The organism is Achromobacter aegrifaciens, assembly GCF_902859965.1.
In the GTDB taxonomy this organism is placed as follows: domain Bacteria; phylum Pseudomonadota; class Gammaproteobacteria; order Burkholderiales; family Burkholderiaceae_B; genus Achromobacter; species Achromobacter aegrifaciens.
In genome coordinates this window covers 368,927-390,168 of the sequence record NZ_CADIKO010000004.1, presented here as the reverse complement: position 1 = coordinate 390,168, position 21,242 = coordinate 368,927, and the positions used below count along the sequence as shown (strand labels likewise).

The following is a 21,242-nucleotide window of genomic DNA, read 5'->3' as shown; positions in this document are numbered from 1 at the left end:
CGCCATGAATGACATCATCCAAACCATTGCGGTCTACGCGATACCGGTCATCTTCGCCATCACCTTGCACGAAGCCGCGCACGGCTACGTCGCGCGGATGTTCGGCGATCCCACGGCCTATCAGGCCGGACGCATCAGCCTGAACCCTGCGCGGCATATCGATCCCGTCGGCACGCTGCTGGTGCCGGTGGCGATCCTGCTGGCCTCCAAGCTTTTGGGTAGTCCGGGCATGCTGTTCGGCTGGGCCAAGCCTGTGCCGGTGGATTTCGGCCGCTTGCGCCGGCCCAAGCAGGACATGCTGTGGGTGGCGCTGGCGGGGCCTGCCGCCAACCTGTTCATGGCGGTCCTGTGGGCGTTTTCGCTGCGCATCTTCCTGGAGTCCGGCCTGCAGGAATCGTTCTGGTTCGAGATGGCCGTGGCCGGCGTGAACGTCAACCTCGTGCTCATGGCCCTGAATCTGCTGCCCATCCTGCCGCTGGACGGGGGACGCATCCTTTTCAGCCTGCTGCCCAATCGCCTGGCCTGGCAATACTCGAAAATCGAGCCTTATGGCCTGGTGATCGTCGTCATCCTGCTGGTGACGGATGTGCTCTGGCTATTGATGCGGCCGGTACTCTCTCTGGGGACGACCATCGTCCAGTGGTTTCTGTAGGATTTCAGCCAATATCCGTTAAACTCATCGGTTTCATTGATTCTGGCCCCGGGGCATCCCGCCGCGGGGTTTTGGAGCCCTACATTTATGGCATCCCCTGCAACCGCCGCAGGCGTTAATTTCCAAGGCAGCATGGTGGCTCTGGTCACTCCCATGCAGCCCGACGGCAGTCTGGACTACGCGGCCTACCGGTCGCTGATCGACTGGCATATCCAGGAAGGAACCGACGCACTGGTGGTGGTCGGCACCACCGGGGAGTCGCCCACGGTCTCCATGGAAGAACATGCGGAGCTGATCCGCGTCGCGGTCGAACACGCTGCGGGCCGCATTCCGGTCATCGCCGGCGTGGGCGCCAACTCCACCGACGAAGCCATCCACCTGACGCGCCACGCCAAGGCCGTGGGCGCGCAGGCCGGCCTGTCGGTCGTTCCCTATTACAACAAGCCCTCGCAAGAGGGTTTGTACCGTCACTTCCGCACCATCGCGGAAGCCGTCGATCTGCCCACCATCCTGTACAACGTGCCGGGCCGTACCGTTGCCGACATGAGCAACGAAACGGTCCTGCGCCTGGCGCAGGTGCCGGGCATTATCGGCATCAAGGACGCCACGGGCGACATCGCCCGCGGCGGCCTGCTGCTGCGCGAAGCGCCGGCCAGCTTCCAGGTCTTCAGCGGCGATGACCCCACCGCCGCCGCCCTGATCCTGCTGGGTGCGCGCGGCAATATTTCCGTTACGGCCAACGTGGCGCCCAAGCTCATGCGCGAGCTCTGTGCCGCCGCCCTGGCCGGCAATGTGCCCAAGGTGCGTGAACTTAACGCGCACCTGGCGCGTCTGAACAAGGCTTTGTTCGTTGAAGCCAACCCCATCCCCGTGAAGTGGGCGTTGGCCGAAATGGGCCGCAGCGCACTGGGTTACCGGCTGCCGCTGGTTGAACTGGGATCGCAGCACCACGCAACCGTGCGTGCCGCGCTCCAGGAAACGGGCCTGCTCTAAATATCGTGAGGATACGTATGAACAAACGTCATGCCGGTTTGTCGGCATTGATGTCTCTGGTGTTGTTGGCCGGCTGCAGCGAGGTCAATCAATTCCTGGGCAATGAAGAGTCCGTCAATTACAAGAGCGCAGTCACCCAGCGTGGAGAGCCCCTCAGCATCCCGCCCGACCTGACCCAGGCCAACAGCGATCCGCGCTATCGCGCGCCGGCTTCGGGCTCGACCACCTATTCGCAATTCCAGCAGCAGGGCCAGGCGCAAGCCACCCAGCCCAAGACGAGCAACGTGTTGCCCGGCCGCCAGGACATGCGCGTCGAGCGCGACGGCGACCTGCGTTGGCTGGTGGTGGACCGTCCGCCGGAAGACGTGTTCCCGCGACTGGTGGACTTCTGGACCGAAAACGGCTTTACCGTCGCCAGCAACAATCCTGGCGCTGGCTTGATCGAAACCGACTGGGCTGAAAACCGGGCCAAGATTCCGGAAAGCTGGCTGCGTCAGGCGCTGGGCATGATTCTCGAATCGGCCTGGGACAGCGGCGAACGCGAGAAATTCCGTACCCGTGTCGAACGCGTCAATGGCCATACCGAGGTCTATGTCAGCCACCGCCAGATGCTTGAAAAGCGCGTGGGCAGCGACGGCATGCAGGTGCAGTGGCAGAACGGCAAGGAAGATCCGGGCCTGAACGCCGCCATGCTGGCCCGCATGATGGTCTACCTGGGTTCCGACGTCGACAACGCCCGCAAGCTGGTGCAGCAGGCCGAGGCCGCGCCGCAGAAGCCTGCCGTGCAGCAGGACGTCCGCGCACAGGGCGCCTCGCTGCTCGTCAGCGAATCGTTCGACCGCGCATGGCGCCGTGTTGGCGTGGCGCTGGACGGCGGCGGCTTCGCCGTGGACGACCGCGATCGCTCCGCTGGCGACTACTTCGTCCGCTATGTCGATACCGACACGGGCGAGAAGATCGACCAGCCGGGCTTCTTCAGCCGCATGTTCTCGGGCGACAAGAAGGCCGAGGCGCCGCAGTACCGTATCCACCTGGCTGCCAACGGCGACCAGACCGTGGTGACCGTGCTGGATGCCAATGGCGCGCGCGACAACAGCGCCACCGCCCAGCGTCTGCTGAGCGTGCTGAAGGACAAGATGTAAGACCAGACGGTTCTGCGCTCACGCGCAGCACCGCGCAAGAGAGGCCCCTGCGGGGGCCTCTTTTTTTGTTGGGCGCTTTGAAGATCTTGCGAGCCGGCAGGAAGGGCGAGCTTCCCGCCGCGAAGGCTTGTGGTTGCTGCGCCTTGCGCATATGCCCTCTGGACGCAAAAAAGCCCCGGCTGTAGCAGCCAGGGCTTTTTCTTGCGTCCTCAGAGCGGGGGTTCGTCGCTGAGTTTTTATTAGGACGCGGGCGTGGTCGAGCCGCCCGGGGTGGTCGAACCGCCACCCGGCGTGGTGTTGGGCGTGGGCGCCGGAGCCGGCGAAGTGGCCGGGGGCGTCGTGGTGGGGGCAGGCGTGCTTGCGCCCGGAGCGGGGTTGGTCGCGGGCGCCGGGGCATCTTCCTTCTTGTTGCAGGCGCTCAGCGCGACGGCCAGCACCGAGGCAATAATCAAGGTTTTGCTCATCATTTTTAGACTCCTGTAGATGACGACTCTTGAAACCCCATTAGGGGAAACCAGAGGTCAGGCTACAGGAACACGCGGGCGCAACGCGTATGAAAGTTAAAAAGGTCGCATCCTAACGGCAACAAACCTTTCAGCTTCGTGTTATCTCTTTCTTGATGTGTCCCGCGTATCAGACCTGATTTCCTTCTGTACAGGACTGATACGGGGCCGTGTCGGGATGCTACGCCGCGACGTAGCGGATCCAGCCGGAATCCAGCCAATCCGCCAGGCAGGAGCGGGCTTCGTCGCTCAACCGAGCGCAGGATGGGTCTGAGCAATCCAGGCTGCGCGCATCCGCCAGCGTGCGCAGGGCGGCGTCGGCGGGCACCATGGCGGTTTCGCCATTGATGAAGAGCTGCTTGCCGCGATAGAGCATGCGGCTGCGGCGGTCCAGCACCAGCCGGCCTGCGGTGGGCCAGTCTTCTTCCAGATCCACGTCCATGCCTTCGGGCGCGTCGAACACGCTGAGATTGCTGGGCTCGGTCAGCCAGCAGCCCAGGAAGCGCGAGGCCAGCGCATCGTCGAAGCGCAGCTTTTCCACGGTTTCCAGCGTGGCGGCCACCAGTGCGTCAGGCAGCGCGGCGGGGGTGTCGACTGCGGGCTGGCCGGGATCGCGATAGACGGCCGACAGCTTCGGGCCGGGCAGGGCGGGCTCGCCATAGGGGCCGCCCAAGAGGCCGACGCGCGCCATGACCTGATCCGCGGCTGCTTCGAGCAGCCCGCGCGCCAGCGTCGCCTGCGTGGGTGCGCGAAAACCGATGGAAATCGTCATGCAGCCGTCGCCCACGGCGACGCCGTCGTGGGCCGCCTGCGGCGGCAGGTAGAGCATGTCGCCAGGCGTCAGCACGGCCGTCTCTTCGGGCTCGAAACGGCTCAGGATCTTCAGCGGCAGGCCCGGTTCCAGCGACAGGTCCTTCTGGCGGCCATAGCGCCATTCACGCTCGCCCGCCGCTTGCAGCAGGAACACGTCGTAGCTGTCGAAATGCGGACCCACGCCGCCGCCATGGCTGGCGATGCTGATCATCACGTCGTCCAGGCGCGCATCGGGGATGAAGCGGAACAGCTGCATCAGTTCGGACGCGGCATCGCTGTGCAGGTCCACGCTTTGCACCAGCAAGGTCCAGTCGCCTTCATTGTCCTTGGGCAGGCGCGCGAAGGGGCCATTCTCCATCTGCCATTCGCCGTTCTCGCGCCAGATCAGGCGCGATTCCACATCGTCGCGGCGCGCCAGCTTCTTGATGGCGGCGATCGTGACCGGCGGCTTGAAGCCGGGGATGGCCTGGCGGATCAAGAGAGGCTTGCGCTGCCAGTAGCGGCGCATGAAGTCGTTGGGGCTCTGGTTGCCCAGCAGGGCCAAGGGATGGTCGAGGTTCATTGCAGGTGCTTCTTCAGGCGGTAGAGGGCGTCCAGCGCTTCGCGGGGGGTCAGGCTGTCGGGGTCGATGGCGGCGAGTTCCTCGCGCAGGGCGTCCAGGGCCTCGAGGTCGTCGGAACGGTCGGCTTCCGCATAGGCCTGGGCGTCGGCGTCAGCGGCGGCCGCGAACAGGCCGAGCTGCGGTGTGGGGGCGCCTTGCGCCTCCAGGCGTTCCAGTTCGCGCGAGGCCTGGCGGATCACGGCGGCGGGCACGCCCGCGCGCTGCGCCACCTGGATCCCGTAGCTGCGGCTGGCGGGGCCTTCGCGCACTTCGTGCAGGAACACGATGCCGCCGGCCGATTCCGCCGCGGCCAGGTGCACGTTGGCCGAGGCCGGCTGTTCCGCGGGGAGGCGGGTCAGCTCGAAATAGTGGGTGGCGAACAGCGTCAGCGCGCGGTTGTGGGCAAGCAGGCGGCAGGCGATGGCCCAGGCCAGCGCCAGGCCGTCATAGGTGGACGTACCGCGGCCGATTTCGTCCATCAGCACCAGGCTGTTGGGCGTGCTGGCCGACAGGATGGCGGCCGCCTCGGTCATTTCCATCATGAAGGTCGAGCGGCCGCCCGCCAGATCGTCGGCCGCTCCGATACGGGTGAAGATGCGGTCGATCTTGCCGATGCGGGCGCGCGAAGCGGGCACGAAACTGCCGATGCGCGCGAGCAGCACGATCAGCGCCACCTGCCGCATATAGGTCGATTTACCGCCCATGTTCGGACCGGTGATCAGCAGCATCCGACGCGCCGGCTCCAACCGGCAGCCGTTGGGCGTGAAGCGCTCGATGGCGTGTTCCACCACCGGGTGGCGGCCGGCATCGATGTCGATGTCGGCCTGCTCAGACAGTTCGGGCGCGATCCAGTCGTGGCGGCGCGCGTGATCGGCCAGCGCGGCCAGCGCGTCCAGTTCGGCCAACGCGGCGGCGCAGTCCGACAGCGGCCGCACGTGTTCGGCCAGCACATCGAGCAATTGCTCGAACAACCATTTTTCCCGAGCCAGCGAACGGTCCTGGGCGGACAGCACCTTGTCTTCCCAGGTCTTGAGCTCAGGCGTGATGTAGCGTTCGGCGTTCTTCAGCGTCTGGCGGCGGCGGTAATCCTCCGGCACCTTGGCGGTCTGGCCCTTGGTGACTTCGATGTAGAAGCCATGCACGCGGTTGAACTCCACGCGCAGGTTGCTGATGCCGGTGCGTTCGCGTTCGCGGGCTTCCAGCTGCACCAGGAAGTCGCCGCCGTCGGCCGCGAGGCCGCGCAGTTCGTCCAGTTCAGCGTCGAAGCCCGCCGCCAGCACGCCGCCGTCGCGGATGGCGACAGCCGGTTCGGCGGCAATGGCGCGCACCAGCAGGGCGGCCAGGGCCGGGTCCACCGACAGGTGCGAGACCAGTTCGCCCAGCCGCGGCGAATCCGCCATCGGCTCGACCTGGTCGCGCAGCGCCGGCAGGGCCTGCAGCGCGTCCCGCAGGCTGGCCAGTTCGCGCGGGCGCACCGAACGCAATGCCAGGCGGGCGGCGATGCGTTCGATGTCCGGGAAGGCGTTCAATGCGCTGCGCAAGGACTCCAGCAGCCCGGCCGAACCGAAGCCGGCCGCGCCGAAGGTCTGTTCCATGTCCATGCGGCCCGCCAGCAGCGCCGAGATGGCTTGCTGGCGCGCCAGCGCCTGTTCGTTCTCGCGTAGCGGATGGTGCAGCCAGCGGCGCAGCAGCCGGCTGCCCATGGGCGTGCGGCAGCCGTCCAGCAGCGAGAACAGCGTCGGCGAATCTTCGCCGGACAGCGTCTGCGTCAGCTCCAGGTTGCGGCGCGTGACCGGATCCAGCAGCACGTACTGCCCGGGGCGTTCCGCCGACAGGCTCTGCACGTGGGCCAGGGCCTGCGACTGGGTGCGTGCCGCGTAGCGCAGCAGCGCGCCCGCGGCGCAAATGCCGGCCGGCATGTCTTCGATGTCGAAGCCCGCCAGCGTATCGGTCTTGAAGTGCGCCAGCAGGTGGGCGCGGGCGCTGTCGGCTTCGAAGTGCCAGTCGGGCACGCGGGCCCGCGCGCCTTCGAAGGGGAAGTCGAACTCTGCGCTGTCGGCGCAGACGATCTCGGCCGGCGCAATGCGGTGCAGCTCGGATTCCAGCTGCGCCGGCGCGCATTCGGTCACGCGGAATTCGCCGCTGGCCAGGTTCAGCCAGGCCAGCCCGGCGCGCGGCGCGCGCGCGGTGCCGCCCACGAACACGGCGGCCAGCGCGCGGTCCGCCTTGGCCGGCAGCAGCGCGTCGTCGGTCAGCGTGCCGGGCGTGACGATGCGCACGATGCGGCGCTCGACCGGACCCTTGGAGGTCGCCGGATCGCCGATCTGCTCGCAGATGGCGATGGACTCGCCCATGGCGACCAGCCGCGCCAGGTACTGCTCCATGGCATGCACCGGCAGCCCGGCCATCGGGATCGGTGTGCCGTTGGAAGAGCCGCGCTTGGTCAGCGTCAGGTTCAGCAGACGCGCGCCGCGCTCCGCGTCTTCGTAGAACATTTCATAGAAGTCCCCCATGCGGTAGAAGAGCAGCAAGGGACCGGCCTCCGCTTTCAGGCGGAGGTACTGCTGCATCATGGGGGTATGGCCCGGGTGGGCGTCGGCGGCGGTGTTTTGCGTTGCGGAATTCATGCCCGTGATTGTATCGGGCGGGCACAGGGTGGGGGATGGGTGCGATCAAATTGTCTGTACTGCTGCGTTCGGCTGGTCTGTTTCCGCTTGCGCGACACATGCTGCGGCATGTTCGCCCAGCTATTCCGCCAGGTCGGAAAAATCTGGGGCCAGGCCGCATCACCATGTGTATTTGACCCCGATCCTGGCCGCATATTGGCGGTAATCCTGAGCGCCCCAGGAGGCCGCAACGTTTGTCCACCCGGTCCACCCCTTGGTGAAATCCGCGTGCACACCGAGCTTCAACTCATACCGGTCACGGGGATACAGACTGCCGACGGGCAATTGATTGAATGACACCGAGCTGTCCGTGTCCGTATGCCACCAGTTCAGCGTGACGAAAGGCTGGATCTTCCGGCCATTCTTCATTTCGTAGGTGCGGTGGGCGCGCACACCCAGACGGCCGATCGTACCGTTGGAGTCGGCCCTGCCCACGCTGGTGCCGTTGGATTCGGCAACGCTGTCCTGGTCGTAGCGTACGTAGATCAACTGCGCTTGCGGTTCCAGAACCCAATCGTTGCGCAGTTTGAAGGCGTAGCCGACCTCTCCCGACACCGCCCATCCTCGGGCGTCGTACTTTACGTCCGGCAAACTATCCCCTTCGACCTTGTTCTTGAACCAGCCGTACTGGAACCAGGTGTCGACGTAGGTTCCCAATTTGGTCTCGTTGTTTTCAAACCAGGTTCCATAAAGCCCGACGCTATAGCCTTCGACGCTGCCTCGGGCCTTGTAGGGGTTGCCGTCAGCCCGCGCGGTGCTGCGGCTGTTGCCGAAGCCGGCCATCGCGCCCAGGTGCAGGCGGTCCGTTTCCGAACCGAGCTTCCATTGGGCAAGATCGCCGCCGCCTTGCAGGAGAAACATGTCGCTGCTGACATCGAATTCTCCGTTCTTGCTATGCGTCCGGTCCCACTTTCCGGTCATGCGGAGCCACAGTGCTCGCCGCTTGTCGTCGTCGGCGGCGAACTGCTGGGTTTCGATGTACTGCGGTTCGCCCAGCCGGTCGTGCATGCTGTGCACGAACATCTGCGCGGCCAGCCGTTGGTTGGCGAGATATGCCGCCACTTCCGGACGATACAAAGGCTTTGGAGGGGCTGGCGGTTCGGGGGGAGGCCCCGGGGGTACAGGACCCGGAGGACCAGGATCCGGAGGAACCGGGTCGGGAGGAACCGGGGGAGGAGGCTCGGGATCTTTTTCAGAGCGCAGATACCAGTTATTGGCCTCTCCCGCCGTCGCGCCGCCGCGGAAGAGCCGGTACTCGTAAGGACCTGCAACGGCCCGGCCGGCAAGCGTGAATGCGGAAGGCGCCGTAGTCCCGCCACCCACCGCGTCGACCACCTTGATGCCGCTGGCCTGGGTAAGAGCCCCCGGGCCTCCCGTATTGCTGATGCGCAGGGCGCTCTGTCCGGTTGCCGCGCCTGAAATGACGATCAGGTCGGATGGCGCGCCGTCGCCTGCAAGAAAGGTATTCAGCGCGACGACGCTGCCCGCGCCGCCAACGTAGTTCGAGACTGTCAGAGTCTTGTAGACGTTGGCGGTGGGAGGCGAGTAGACGATCTGGCTTGCTGTGTTGGTCAAGTTGGTAATGTTGGAGTTGCCAGTCATCGTCCATAGCGTGTTCGACTGAAGCGCGACGTTCGATACGCTGCCCGGCGCGGTGGTTGCGGCTCCGGTCAGGGTTGAACCGACGACAGTGATGTTTGCTTGACCCGGGATTGAGGCGGCCGGAATTGGCGGCGGCGCAGCAACCGGATTGTTTAGCAGCGTGTCTGGATCGGGTATTCCGCCCAATGGCGCGTCGGGGCCCGCCAGCAAGGGAAAGTCGTCGATGGTGGCGACGCGCAGCCAGTTGCCGTTGCCGGAGACAACCGTATCGGTAAGCGTGACGTTGGCCAGACCGGCAACGCCTATTGCCGGTCCAGCTGCGCTGGTGACACTGGATCGCGCCAGTTCGATTTCCGCTGCCGGTCCAGGGTCTCCCAACGCGAACAAGCCCATGCCAGCGGCGCCGCTCACGCGAATCACGGCGCCGTCGCCGACGATCCGGCCGCCATTCTGCGCAACGGCACCATGAGCCTCCGGCCCCGTCACCGTCACGGGGGTTTGCCTAATCGTGATAAGACTGCCGGCGTCACGGGCAAGGGCGCCGTGCGCCGAGGCTCCCGATGTGGCGACGCTGCTGGCGCTGGATGTGATGACACCGCCGCTGATCGCGCGCAGGCCAACGGCGCCCGCGCCCTCGGTGGCGACTGTGGTGTTGAGCAGGCTGATCGTTGCCGGCGCTTCCAGGAAGCTGCGCTGAGCCATCGCGCCGTAGGCGCGCGAGCCCACGGTCCTGATAGCGGAGCCTTGCGCCGAAATGGCGGCGGGAAATTGGGGCCCGGCCTGCTCAACGACAGCGTAGGCGCCGAGCGCCAGCGTGCCGGCGGTGGTGACTGACGCATTTTCCAGGTTGACCGAACCGCCGTCGTCGGCGACAACCCCCATGGCTTCGTCGCCCACGGTCTGAGCCGAACTGCCTCGCACTGTGAGCTGTGCGCCCGGATTGCGCGCTGCTAGCGCGTGCGGACGCCGGTCGCCGGCAGAAACGGTTCCTTGAGTAGCGACGGATGAGTTCGTTACGGTTATGGCGCTGCCCAGGTCGGCCAGGACGCCCATTGCATTGCCGTCGCCTGTAGTAAGCACCCCGACGTTATCTACGGCTACCGTCGAGTTTGCGCCGAAGATTCCGTTGGCATTTATCCCGCGGCTGGTGACCGTCCCTTGCGACAAATTGACCGTGGCGCCAGCGCTGGCTCGTAGGGCGTGCGCCGTTGCGTTCGATGCGGATATCGTTGTGTTCGTCGCATTCAACGTGGAGCCGGTCCCGTCGATCTGCGCGCCAATCGAAGCGCCGCTACCCGCCGCGATGCTGGCTGAATCCACCGTAACCGCGCCGCCAGCCGAGACATCCAGCGCAATGGACCGTGTGCCATTCACCTGGAACGAGCCGCCGTTGACGATCGCAGTGGAGCCCGCTCCTTGTACCGACAGGCCATGCCCGAATTGTCCCGCCGCGGTGATGACGTTGTTTCCCTGCATGCGCACGCTGCTGCCAGACATGACAAGAACACCGGCAGCCGGATTGATCGTGGTGCCGGAGCCGCGTGTGCTGATCGATACGTCGGTCAATGACACGGCCGCTCCATTTTCGATGCGGACCCCCGCGGCGCTGGTGCCGCTGGCCGTGCTGACGGCGGGATCTCCGGTGACGATGGAGACGCCGGTCGCGTCTATGCGGCTCGGCACGACCGTAGCGCCGGCTACGGCCGTGCCGCTTGCCCACAGTCCATGGCTGCCGATGGCTGAACCGCCGGAGGTGATGGTGCCGGTGGTTGTGATCGATGTGCCCGGTCCGATGGTTGCGGTGGCGCCCGCGTCGACGCGGACTCCGAATGAGCCTCGGCCGGCTGTGCTGACGGTTCCGCCCGTAAATGCAATCGAGCTTCCCGGGCCGGAGGCATAGAGCGCATGATTACCCGCGCCGCCCGCACCTTGTGTCGCGACGCTGGACGCGATCATTTGCACGGTGCCTCCAGCAGTCGCAAGGACGGCAATGTTGTCATTGACCGTGGTGGTCAGACCCAGCGTGATGCTGGAACCCGTGGCCGTGGCGATGCTGCCGCCACCCGATGCGACCAGACCTTGCTGTCCTGTCGCCGCTTGCACCGTGACGATGGTGCCGCTGTTGAAAGTGATGCGACCGCCATTGCCTGCGATGGCGCCGACATAGTTGCGTGGCGTGGTCGACCCTGGGCCTCCCAGGTTCAGGCGCACTCCGCTGGCCGTAATCGCGCCGCCGGTGTTCTCGGCGTCCAGCCCGGGCTGGGTTGCGCTAAGCACATTGATGGTGCTGCCTGGCGTGACCGTGCATGCGCTTCCCGAGCGGGTGACGGGTCCCGCCGGACATGTCGTTTGCGCCACGGCATCCGCCGCGCCCAATGACAGCGACCCCAGCAGCAGCCAGCGAGCCGTCATCCATGTCTCAGCAGGGAGTGGCGCCGCGCCGCTATTGCATCCTTCCATCTGCCTGTTACGCATTCACGCCTCCATCGGGGCACTCGCGAAACAACCTGGGTAGGAACTAGGCAACCGACAATCGGAGATTCAAATACGAATCACCCGTGTAATGGCTTGCGACTCAACGTAGCACGGGGGGTCTCATGGAATGTGAAACTATTTGAAATAGTGTTGCTTATCGTGGACACCCGTTGCAGGCTGGCGCGGCGTGAACATCACTTGTTCATGATGTTCCCCAACTTCTTGATCACCTCGCGCTCCGTCTCCGCGCTGGCGTGGGCGGCCTTGGTGTAGGCAGCCGTATCCATGTACTGCGGCGACACACCAGACTGGCGCAACAGGGCCAGGAAGGCTTCATCCTTGAGCGTGTCGCGGAAGGCGCCGTCGAGCTTGGCGATCACGGCCGGGTCCATGTCCTTGGGGCCGGCGATGCCGAAGGGCGAGGTGTGCACCACGGGATAGCCGGCTTCCTTCAGGGTGGGGACGTCCGGCAGGTCGGGGGAGCGCTTGTCGCCCAGCGACGCCAGGATGCGGACCTTGCCCGAGGCGACGTAGGGCAGGATGGTGCTGGCGCCGACCAGCACCTGGATGTGACCGCCCAGCATGGCGGTCAGCGCGTCGGCGTCGCCCTTGTACGGCACGTGGGTCCATTTGGCCTGGGCGGCTTCGCCCAGTTGCACCATGGCGATGTGCTGGCTGCTGTAGGCGCCCGGCGTGCCGTAGGAGATCGTGTCGGGCTTGGACTTGGCGTAGGCGACCAAGTCGTCCAGCGTCTTCCAGGGCGAGTCCGCGGCGACCGCTACGTAATAGTTGTAGCCGGCGATCATCGAGATGTAGGTCAGGTCCTTGACCGGGTCGTAGCGCGTGCCGGTGATGTGCGGCATGCGGAAGATGCCGATGGGCACCATGGTGACGGTATAGCCGTCGGGTGCGGTGTTGAGCATCTGGGTCGCGCCCAGCGTGCCGTTGGCGCCGGTCTTGTTCTCGACCACCACGGTCTGGCCGAGGCGCTTGCCGGACTGCTCGGCCAGGGCGCGGCCGACCACGTCGGTGACGCCGCCGGCGGAGTACGGGATGATCAGGCGGATCGGATGGTTGGGAAAGTCCTGCGCCAGCGCGGGGGCGCTGCTTGCGCTTGCCAGGACCATCATGCCTGCTGCCAGGATCTTCTTCATGTCATTCCTCCTTTGTGTGCCGCCGGCTTGCCGGCCGTCTCCAGGTCTAGCGGGATGCCTGGTATTGAACGTCAATCGGTGATGCGCGCGCGGCTTGCGCCGAAGCCGATGCGCTGGAAACCCTCGCGGCTGCAATGGGCCGTCAGGGTGATTTCGTCTCCGGCCTCCAGGAACAGCCGGGTTTCGCCCGAGGGCAGGGTAATGGGTTGCGTGCCGCCGTGCGTCAGTTCGAGCAGGCTGCCGTGGCCGCTATCGTCGGGCGTGGAGATGGTGCCCGAGCCCAGCAGGTCGCCCGGGCGCAGGTTGCAGCCGCCCAGCGTGTGCTGCGCGACCATCTGCGCGGGCGTCCAGTACAGGTGGCGCGCGTCGGATGCGGACAACTGCCGCGGCGCCTGCGCGCGTTCGCGCATGAGCGGCGTGGACAGCCATGCTTGCAGTGCGATCTCCAGCCCGCCCGTGGCAGCGTCCTCGGCGTTGCGCAGGTAGGGCAGCAGTTCGGGATCGGCGTCGCCGCGCGCCATTGCGGCGCGGCGGAACGGGGCCAGCGCCTCGCTGGTCACGATCCAGGGCGAAACCGTCGACGCGAAATTCTTGCCCTGGAAGGGGCCCAGCGGCTGGTATTCCCAGGCCTGGATATCGCGCGCGGACCAGTCATTCAGCAAGCCGTAGCCGGCCACGTGGCCAGCGGCGAGTTCCAGCGGCACCGGTTCTCCGAGCGCGTTGCCGGGACCGATCCAGATCGCCAGCTCCAGTTCGAAGTCCAGTTGCGCCGAGGGCCGGAAGGCCGGGGTATCGACGCCGGCGGCGGTCCTGACCTGGCCGCGCGGCCGCCGCACGGGCGTGTCGGACGGGCAGATGGAGGATGCGCGGCCATGATAGGCGATGGGCACATGCCTGTAGTTCGGCATCAGCGGGTTGTTGGGGCGGAACAGTTTGCCCACATGGCTCGCGTGATGGATGCCGGCATAGAAATCGGTGTAGTCGCCCACGTCCGCGGGCAGCAGCAGTTCGCACTGCGCCTGGGGATGCAGCAGGCGCGCGCCCTGGGCCTCGTGCCGCGCGCGGCCGGGGTTTGCGGCGTCCAGCAGGGCGAACAGCGCGTGCCGCACGGCCTTGCGGGTGGCGGCGGGCAAAGCCATCCAATCGTTGAGCCTGCGCGCCGACAGCGCCTGGCGCGTGGCCGGGTCCAGCCTTTCCAGCAGGCCCAGCTCCACGGCGGCCCGGACATCCAGCACCTGCTCGCCGATGGCGACGCCGATTCGTGGCGCGCCGCCATCGCGGCGGAACACGCCCATCGGCAGGTTCTGCACCGGAAAATCCGGATGGCCGTCTGCGCTGTCGACCCAGCTCTGGGCGGTGGGCGCGTGGGTGTGGTCCAGCATCTTGTACTCCTCGCGGGCGTTATCGGTATCGCTGCGCGCTGTGGCCCGGCCTGCGCGCATATTCAACTAAGGCCGTCGTTGCGGCTTCAGGCCGCGGTGGTGCCGCCGTCCATGGCCCAGGCCACGCCCCGGACTTCGTCGGCGTCGGGCGAGCAGAAGAATTCGCACAGCCCGGCGATCTGCTCCAGAGTGACGAACTTGCCCGAAGGCTGGCGCAGGCCCAGCAGCTTGTTGGTGGCTGCGGCATTGTCCAGGCCTTCGCGCTCGGCCAGCGCGTCGATCTGCTTCTGCACCAGCGGCGTATGCACCCAGCCGGGGCAGATGGCATTGCAGGTGATGGCGGTCTGCGCGGTTTCCAGCGCTACCGATTTGGTCAGGCCGATCAGGCCATGCTTGGTGGCGTTGTAGCCGGTCTTGCCGGCGCGGCCGCGCAAGCCGCTGATGGACGCCATGTTGACGATGCGGCCCCAGTTGCGTGCGCGCATGGCAGGCAACGCGGTGCGTATGGTGTGGAAGCTGGCGGACAGGTTGACCGCGATCATGTCGTCCCACTTGTCGACCGGAAAGGCTTCGATCTGGCTGACGTGCTGGATGCCGGCGTTGTTGACCAGGATGTCCAGCGCGCCGTAGGCCTGGTTCAGCTCGGCCATCATGGCCTCGATCTGGGCTGGCTTGCGCAGGTCGCAGGGCTGGAAACGGACCGGAACGCCATAGGTATCGCGGAATTCGGCGCAGAGGGCGTCGGCCGCCGAGGCGTCGGCCAGGCCGTTGAGCACCAAGGTCGCGCCGGAGCGCGCCAGGCGCCGCGCTACCGCCAGGCCGATGCCGCTGGTCGAACCGGTTACCAGGGCCACGCGCCCCGAAAGATCAGCCATGCTTGTCTCCACGCTGTGTCGTTATGGAATGCGTGGCAGGTTAGGACGTGGAGATTGAGTCGTCCAATTTATTATCGATGCATGATTTATATTTAGTGGATATAAATAGCCAGCAGCCTTGGAACCACTCATGGAATTGCGCCACCTGCAGAGCTTCGTGGTCCTTGCCACGGAACTGAATTTCACTCGGGCCGCCTTGCGCCTGCACATCGCCCAACCGCCCTTGAGCCAGCGCATCCGCGAACTTGAAGACGAGCTGGGCGTGAAACTGTTCGACCGCAGTACGCGCAAGGTGACGCTGACGGTGGCGGGCCGCGTGTTCCTGGATAGCATCCAGCCCATGTTCCGGCAGCTCGATGGCGCGGTGGAGGCCTGCCGCAAGGCTGGCCGGGGCGAGACCGGCAGCCTGCGGCTGGGCTATACCGGACGCGCCAGCCATGTGCGCCTGCCGGGGCTGGTGCGCGATTGCCGGCGCCATTACAGCGATATCGCGCTGGATATCCAGGGGCCGCTGCCCACGGGTGAACTGCGCCTGAAGCTGCTGGACGGCACGCTGGACGCGGCCTTGTGTTTTCTGCCGCTGGAGGGCAAGCACATCGTGTCGCACGAGTTCATGCTCAGCGAGTTTTCCATTGCGCTGGCCGACGCGCATCCATTGGCCGCCAAGGCCAAATTGCGTGTCGCGGATCTGGCGCAGGAGCCGTTCATTGCCTATCCCTCGGGCAAGGGCTTCCACTTGCGCGGCGCCATGGATGCGATCTGCCTGGAGGCGGGCTTCCTGCCGCGCGTGGTGCGGGAAACGGAGGCTTCCCAGACTTTGCTGTGCCTGGTCGCGGCCGGCACCGGCGTGGCCATCATTCCGCGCGACATCGAATCCTTCAACATGGAGGGCGTGGTGTTCCGGCCGTTGCCCGCGGACGCCCCTAAGCTGCAGCACGGCATTGCGTGGCTGCAGACCAACCAGAATCCGGCGTTGGGGCGGCTGCTGGCATTGTGCGGCGTTGCCGCTGCGGCAGGATGAGCAGGCCGGCCTGCTTGCCCGCGCCCGTCCGCAAACGGCACAATCGCAGCGCGCGGCCCTGTTTCCGCCGCCGGAGTTTCTTATCCATGCAGGTTCTATCCGTCCCGGCCACGCTGGACGCCAGCGAGCGCATCACCATCTCCAGCGGTCCGCACCAGGCCGAATTCGCGCCGGGCGGCGGCGGCCGCCTGACGCGGTTGTCCACCGGCGGCCATGACTGGATCGTGCCCCTGACCGACACGCAGTGGCCCGCGGGACGCTGGCCGCGGGCAGGCTCCTATCCGCTGGCGCCTTACTCCAACCGCATCCGCGATGGCGTGTTCACCTTCAACGGCGCCAGGCACGCGCTGCAGTCGGTAGCCGGCCGGCCCCATGCGATCCATGGCGCGGGCCTGTACCAGCCATGGAGCGTGCGCAGCCACGGCCCGGACAACGTCGACCTGGTGCTGGAGCAGCCCGCCGGCGTGCTGGGCTGGCCTTGGCCTTTCGAATGCGTGCAGCGCTATCAGCTGGACGCGCGCGGCCTGAGCGTGGCGCTTGCCATCGTCAATCTCGGCGACACGCCCATGCCTTGTGGCCTGGGCCTGCACCCCTACTTCACGGCCGAGCGCGTCACGCTGCATGCGCGCCGCGAGTGGACGGCGGACGCCGACGGCCTGCCCAATGGCAGCAAGTCCGTCCATGTGCGCGAGCTGCGGCGTTCGGCCAGCGGCTGCGATACCTATCTGTCGCAGTGGGAGGGGCGAGCCACCCTGCATTGGCCCGATGGACATCAGCTATCGCTGCACGCCGACCCGGCGTTTGCGCACCTGGTGGTCTATACGGCGGGCGGGTCGGAGTTCCTGTGCGTCGAGCCGGTCACCAACGTGGCGGACGCGTTCAACCTGGCGGCGGGCGGCGAGACCCGCACCGGCATGCGGACGCTCGAGCCCGGCGCGCGCTTTACCGCGACCGCGTTGTTTGGCCTGGAGCCGCCCCGGGCCGCGCGTTCCTGACGCCCGCAAGCGGCGCTTTGAAAGCGCCGCCGCCTGCGGCGATAATCCGGGCAAACCAAGTCCAGGAGTCCTTCGATGAAAAAGCTCAGCACCGAACAATTGCAGGCCGCGGCCGAAACGCTGCGCCGTGTGCAGGCAAGGCTGGCGCGCGCCGGCAATCTGCCGCTTGAGCCCACCCTCTATGCCTGCGCGCAAGGATTCCGCCGCAACGTGCCCGACTATCTGTGGTCGTGGCTGTCAGGCCTGCTGGCGCCGCACAAAAGCCTGGGGGCGTGGATGGACGCACACCAGCCAGGCTGGCGCACGGGCAAGACGCCCGCCGCGGTGGTCTACGCGCGCAGCGAAAATGGCTGGTTGGAATGGCTGATCGCCGAACTGGAAGCCGAGATCAATGATCCCCACGCCCGCGCCAAGCGGGAAGGGCGCGCCTAGACCGGTGCATTGCCCGCGCGTCCAGCGTCCAGTCCGGACCGGATGCCGGCCGGGCGCTTCAGGCCCGCTCGGCTCGCGAGCGGCGCAACAGAAGGAATAGCGTCTCCAACACGGCGGCCGCCAGCAGGGCGGCCAGCACCGAACCCAGCACTTGCGAGTCCCATAGGCGCGGCGGCCCTACGCGGAACTGCACCGTGTCGAAGACCAGTCCGGCCGTGATGCCGGCGACGATGGCCGCCTTCCATCCTTGCAAGGGAGCCAGCCGCAGCATCAGCAGGGTGAAGGCCACCATCCCCCAGAGCACGGGTTCAAGCGCCTGATTGAGAATGTGGTCGAGCAGAAGAGACTCCCGATTGGGTCGCGCATGCGTTTGCGCGCAGTCGAGTTTGTACTGCTTTCTGCTTGCAATTGCGAGATGCCCCGCCGCCGCGAGCGGCGAGGCATGGCCCACGGGTCCTAGAACCCTTCCAGCACGATCTTGCCCTGCGCCTTGCCGCTTTCGATGAAGGCGTGCGCCCGGCGCAGGTTTTCGGCATTGATCTTGCCGTAGTGCGCGCCCAGGGTGGTGCGCAGCGTGCCTTCGTCGATCAGGCGGGCGGCCTGGTTCAGCAGTTCATGCTGCGCGATCATGTCGGGCGTGCCGTGCAGCGGACGCGCGAACATGAACTCCCAATGCAGCGAGGCCGACTTGGACTTGAGCAGGCGCACGTCGATGGCTGCGGGGTCGTCGATCAGGGCGATCTTGCCTTGCGGCGCAATCGCTTCGGCCATCTGCGCGAAATGCTGGTCGGTCTGGGTCAGGCCGGCGATATGACTGACGTGTTCGAAGCCGATGCGCTTGAGTTCGGCGGCCAGCGGCTGGCTGTGATCGATCACGTGATGCGCGCCCAGCTCGCGTACCCAAGCCTGGGTTTCCGGACGCGAGGCGGTGCCGATCGCCGTGAGTCCGGTCAGCTGGCGAGCCAGCTGCACCAGGATGGATCCCACGCCGCCCGCGGCGCCGATGACCAGCAGGCTGCCCTGGCTGGGCGCGGCGTTGTCCAGCACGCGCAGCCGGTCGAACAGCAGCTCCCACGCGGTGATCGTGGTCAGCGGCAGCGCCGCGGCCTGGGCGTAGTCCAGGCTGTCGGGCATGCGGCCGACGATGCGTTCGTCTACCACGTGCAGCTCGCTGTTGGCGCCGGGGCGGTTCAGCGCGCCGGCATACCAGACGCGGTCGCCCGGCTTGAACAGGCTGGTCTTTGCGCCCACTGTCCGCACGACGCCGGCTACGTCCCAGCCTATGACTTCGGGCTGGCCGTCCTTGGGCTTGCGGTTGGCGCGGATCTTCACGTCCACCGGATTCACCGAAATGGCACGGACTTCGACCAGCAGGTCGTGGTCGCCGGGCACCGGGTCGGCGACGGTGATGTCTTGCAGCGCCTCCGGGTGATCGGCGGGCAGGTTCTTGAAATAGGCGATGGCTTTCATGGCGGCTTGTCCGGATCAGATGATGGAACGCACCACGCCGCCGTCCACGCGCAGCGCCGCGCCGTTGGTGGCGGCGGCTTGCGTGGAGCAGGTGTAGACGACCATGTTGGCCACTTCTTCCACGGTGGCCAGGCGGCGCAGCAGCGAAGTGGGGCGGTGCTGGGCGATGAAGTCGCGCTCCATCTGGTCCTGCGTGACGCCTTGTTCCTTGGCCATTTCGGCAAAGAAGTCCGACACGCCTTCCGAGCGGGTGGGGCCGGGCAGCACCGCGTTGACCGTGACGCCGGTGCCGGCGGTCAGTTCGGCCAGGCCGCGCGACACGCCCAGCAAGGCAGTCTTGCTGACGCCGTAGTGGATCATTTCCGCGGGGATCTGCACCGCGGACTCGCTGGAGATGAACACGATGCGGCCCCAGCCGGCGGCCAGCATGCGCGGCAGGTAGTAGCGCGACAGGCGCACGCCGCTCATGACGTTGGTGTCCAGCATGTACTGCCAGTCGTCATCCGTGATTTCAGTGAAGGACTTGGGCGCGAAGTAGCCGGCGTTGTTGATCAGGATGTCGACGTCGGGATGGGCGGCCGAGATCGAGGCCGCGCCGTCGGCAGTGGCGAGATCAGCCTGCACGGTGCTCACGCGCGCAGCGGGAAACTGCTTGGCAAGTGATGCGGCGGCCTGGGCCAGCTTGTCGGCGTTGCGGCCGTGCAGCACGACTTCGGCGCCGGCCTCGGCCAGGCCCGCGGCGATGGCCAGGCCAATGCCGCCGGACGATCCAGTAACCAGGGCTTTCTTGCCGTTCAATTCGATTTTCATGAAGGGGACTCCTTGCGTGTCGGGGAATGGAGCCATGATTACCCAGCCCAAACCAGCGAAAAAGCGGCTAGCATCGCAGTCAGTTTCAATAATTTTTTGAAAATGAGGCCGGCATGGTGCGGTTCGAAGATCTGAAGATATTCATGGCGGCGGCGGACCAAGGCAGTTTTTCCGCCGCCGCGCGCGAATTGGACCTGACGCCCGCAGTCGCAAGCGCCGCGCTCAAGCGGCTGGAGCAGGCCCTGGATGCGCGCCTGTTCGTGCGTACGACGCGCAGCCTCAGGCTGACCAGCGACGGCGCACGCTATCTGGAGCATGCCCGCGCGGCGCTGTCGGCGCTGGACGCGGGCAGGAACGCCGTAGCGCGCAACAAGACGGAGATCTCCGGCACGCTGTCCTTGTCGATCCCGTCCGACCTGGGCCGCCACGTGCTGCTGCCGTGGCTGGACGAATTCCAGGAACAGCATCCGCGCGTCAATTTCCAGGTGCGCATCAGCGACCGCCTGGCCGACCTGTACCGCCAGCCGGTGGATCTGGCGGTGCGCTATGGCACGCCGAATGACTCGGGACTGGTGGCCCTGCCGCTGTCCGAGCACAACCGCCGCGTGGTGTGCGCCTCGCCCGCATACCTTGCGCGCCATGGCGTGCCGCAGGTGCCCGATGACCTGCGCCGTCACAATTGCCTGTCCTTCGTGCTGGGCGAAACCCTGCACGACCGCTGGGCCTTCCGGCACGAGGGCGCCGCGCTCACCATACCGGTCAAGGGCGACCGCGTCGGCGACGACGGCGAACTGGTGCGCCGCTGGGCCCTGGCTGGCCATGGCCTGGCCTACAAGTCGCGCTTTGACGTGCTGGCCGACCTGCGGGCGGGCAGGCTCATCGAAGTCCTGGCCGACTACACCAGCGAGCCCTCGCCGCTATACCTGCTGTGCGTGCACCGCATGCTGCTCTCGCCGGCGGTAAAGCGGCTGCGCGAATTCCTGCACGAACGCTTCAAGGCCTTCGAGGCGGGCTAGCCGGTCTTCTGGGGCTTCAATGCGCGTGGCTGGCCCGTTGGTTTGCCGCGCGCGTGCGGGCGGCTTTCTTCGCGGCAGCGGACCGGCCTGCAGCGCCCTTGGTGGCGGCAGCCTTCTTGGCGGCGGCCGAGCGGGCAGCGGCGCTGCGCTTGGAGGCCGATGCGCTGGCCTGCCGCGACAATGCGGTGCGCGAAGCGGGCTTGGCGCTTTCCTTCTTCAGGGCGGTGGTGGTGGCCTTGGCGCGTTTGGTGGACTTGGCATGCCCATCATGAGACGCGTCGCTGTCCTGCTTCGCCTTGCGCTTGGTCGCCGCGCTGGCCTTCTTCGGCGTAGGCAGGGCCACGCCGGCGCGGCGCGCCTTGGACAGCCCGATCGCGATGGCCTGCTTGGTGGACCGCACGCCATGTTTGCCTTCGCGCACGTGGTCGATTTCCTCGCGCACGAATTCTCCGGCCTGCGTGGAAGCGGATTTTCCTTGCCGTTTGTCGCGCGCCGCTCGTTCCAGGGTTTTTCGTTCAGGCATGACGACACCTCCTTGCTTGCGTTGCGGGAACGGGCTCCGCCGCGCCGAGGCCGGTGCGACGGAACTCGTAACACCACTCTAACGCCGTGGGCGTATGCTGTGTGTTCGAATGGATTG

At 66.4% G+C, this 21,242-nt stretch carries 18 protein-coding genes; 7 read left to right on the top strand and 11 right to left on the bottom strand.

The annotated features are described in order from the left end of the window. Window positions 1–4 precede the first annotated feature (4 nt). From HV793_RS26330 to bamC, 3 genes are all read left to right on the top strand, one after another. On the top strand, window positions 5–652 hold the full coding sequence (locus HV793_RS26330; RefSeq protein ID WP_054453262.1) for a site-2 protease family protein: 648 nt from the start codon (window positions 5–7) through the stop codon (window positions 650–652). 87 nt (window positions 653–739) lie between these two features. Next, window positions 740–1,645, top strand: a complete 906-nt coding sequence (dapA, locus tag HV793_RS26325) for a 4-hydroxy-tetrahydrodipicolinate synthase (RefSeq protein WP_054453260.1) — start codon at window positions 740–742, stop codon at window positions 1,643–1,645. Window positions 1,646–1,662: 17 nt separating this feature from the next. Further along, window positions 1,663–2,787: an NlpB/DapX family lipoprotein gene (gene bamC / locus HV793_RS26320; RefSeq protein ID WP_054453258.1), complete on the top strand. Its 1,125-nt coding sequence runs from the start codon at window positions 1,663–1,665 to the stop codon at window positions 2,785–2,787. Between the two features lie 239 nt (window positions 2,788–3,026). On the opposite strand, the gene HV793_RS26315 is transcribed toward bamC, so the two are convergent. From HV793_RS26315 to HV793_RS26285, 7 genes are all read right to left on the bottom strand, one after another. After that, on the bottom strand, window positions 3,027–3,254 hold the full coding sequence (locus tag HV793_RS26315; RefSeq protein ID WP_013395215.1) for a hypothetical protein: 228 nt from the start codon (window positions 3,252–3,254) through the stop codon (window positions 3,027–3,029). Window positions 3,255–3,471: 217 nt separating this feature from the next. Further along, window positions 3,472–4,665 carry a ribosomal protein uL16 3-hydroxylase gene (locus HV793_RS26310; RefSeq protein ID WP_175161734.1) on the bottom strand — a complete coding sequence of 398 codons (1,194 nt, stop codon included), beginning with the start codon at window positions 4,663–4,665 and terminating at the stop codon, window positions 3,472–3,474. Then, complete coding sequence (mutS, locus tag HV793_RS26305; RefSeq protein WP_225590524.1) at window positions 4,662–7,331, bottom strand: DNA mismatch repair protein MutS; 2,670 nt, start codon at window positions 7,329–7,331, stop codon at window positions 4,662–4,664. The genes HV793_RS26310 and mutS overlap by 4 nt, the downstream gene beginning before the upstream one ends. A 159-nt stretch (window positions 7,332–7,490) precedes the next feature. Continuing rightward, window positions 7,491–11,384, bottom strand: coding sequence for an autotransporter outer membrane beta-barrel domain-containing protein (locus HV793_RS26300; RefSeq protein ID WP_175214160.1), 3,894 nt, complete (start codon window positions 11,382–11,384; stop codon window positions 7,491–7,493). Between the two features lie 257 nt (window positions 11,385–11,641). Then, window positions 11,642–12,601 carry a tripartite tricarboxylate transporter substrate binding protein gene (locus HV793_RS26295; RefSeq protein WP_175161738.1) on the bottom strand — a complete coding sequence of 320 codons (960 nt, stop codon included), beginning with the start codon at window positions 12,599–12,601 and terminating at the stop codon, window positions 11,642–11,644. 71 nt (window positions 12,602–12,672) lie between these two features. After that, window positions 12,673–13,983 (bottom strand): fumarylacetoacetase, encoded by a 1,311-nt coding sequence (fahA, locus tag HV793_RS26290; protein ID WP_175161740.1) that lies wholly within the window; start codon window positions 13,981–13,983, stop codon window positions 12,673–12,675. Window positions 13,984–14,069: 86 nt separating this feature from the next. Further along, window positions 14,070–14,858 (bottom strand): 3-hydroxybutyrate dehydrogenase, encoded by a 789-nt coding sequence (locus tag HV793_RS26285; protein ID WP_054453250.1) that lies wholly within the window; start codon window positions 14,856–14,858, stop codon window positions 14,070–14,072. Window positions 14,859–14,988: 130 nt separating this feature from the next. On the opposite strand from HV793_RS26285, the gene HV793_RS26280 reads away from it, so the two are divergent. The 3 genes from HV793_RS26280 (at window position 14,989) to HV793_RS26270 (ending at window position 17,306) form a co-directional block, all read left to right on the top strand. After that, the gene (locus tag HV793_RS26280; RefSeq protein WP_054453248.1) at window positions 14,989–15,879 is read left to right on the top strand and encodes a LysR substrate-binding domain-containing protein; all 891 of its coding nucleotides are present in this window, start codon (window positions 14,989–14,991) and stop codon (window positions 15,877–15,879) included. Window positions 15,880–15,965: 86 nt separating this feature from the next. Next, complete coding sequence (locus tag HV793_RS26275) at window positions 15,966–16,874, top strand: aldose epimerase family protein (protein ID WP_119450103.1); 909 nt, start codon at window positions 15,966–15,968, stop codon at window positions 16,872–16,874. Between the two features lie 75 nt (window positions 16,875–16,949). After that, window positions 16,950–17,306 (top strand): hypothetical protein, encoded by a 357-nt coding sequence (locus tag HV793_RS26270; protein WP_054453246.1) that lies wholly within the window; start codon window positions 16,950–16,952, stop codon window positions 17,304–17,306. Between the two features lie 58 nt (window positions 17,307–17,364). On the opposite strand, the gene HV793_RS26265 is transcribed toward HV793_RS26270, so the two are convergent. The 3 genes from HV793_RS26265 to HV793_RS26255 form a co-directional block, all read right to left on the bottom strand. Continuing rightward, entirely contained in the window at window positions 17,365–17,598 is a 234-nt protein-coding gene (locus tag HV793_RS26265) for a hypothetical protein (RefSeq protein WP_054453243.1), read from the bottom strand. 164 nt (window positions 17,599–17,762) lie between these two features. Further along, window positions 17,763–18,776, bottom strand: a complete 1,014-nt coding sequence (locus HV793_RS26260) for a zinc-binding alcohol dehydrogenase family protein (RefSeq protein ID WP_175214159.1) — start codon at window positions 18,774–18,776, stop codon at window positions 17,763–17,765. Window positions 18,777–18,791: 15 nt separating this feature from the next. Beyond that, window positions 18,792–19,586 (bottom strand): SDR family NAD(P)-dependent oxidoreductase, encoded by a 795-nt coding sequence (locus HV793_RS26255; protein WP_119450069.1) that lies wholly within the window; start codon window positions 19,584–19,586, stop codon window positions 18,792–18,794. Window positions 19,587–19,699: 113 nt separating this feature from the next. On the opposite strand from HV793_RS26255, the gene HV793_RS26250 reads away from it, so the two are divergent. Continuing rightward, window positions 19,700–20,602 (top strand): LysR family transcriptional regulator, encoded by a 903-nt coding sequence (locus HV793_RS26250; RefSeq protein WP_054453237.1) that lies wholly within the window; start codon window positions 19,700–19,702, stop codon window positions 20,600–20,602. 16 nt (window positions 20,603–20,618) lie between these two features. Here the strand turns inward: HV793_RS26250 and HV793_RS26245 are convergent, their stop codons facing one another. After that, window positions 20,619–21,125, bottom strand: a complete 507-nt coding sequence (locus HV793_RS26245) for a DUF6496 domain-containing protein (RefSeq protein ID WP_054453235.1) — start codon at window positions 21,123–21,125, stop codon at window positions 20,619–20,621. Between the last annotated feature and the right edge of the window lie 117 nt (window positions 21,126–21,242).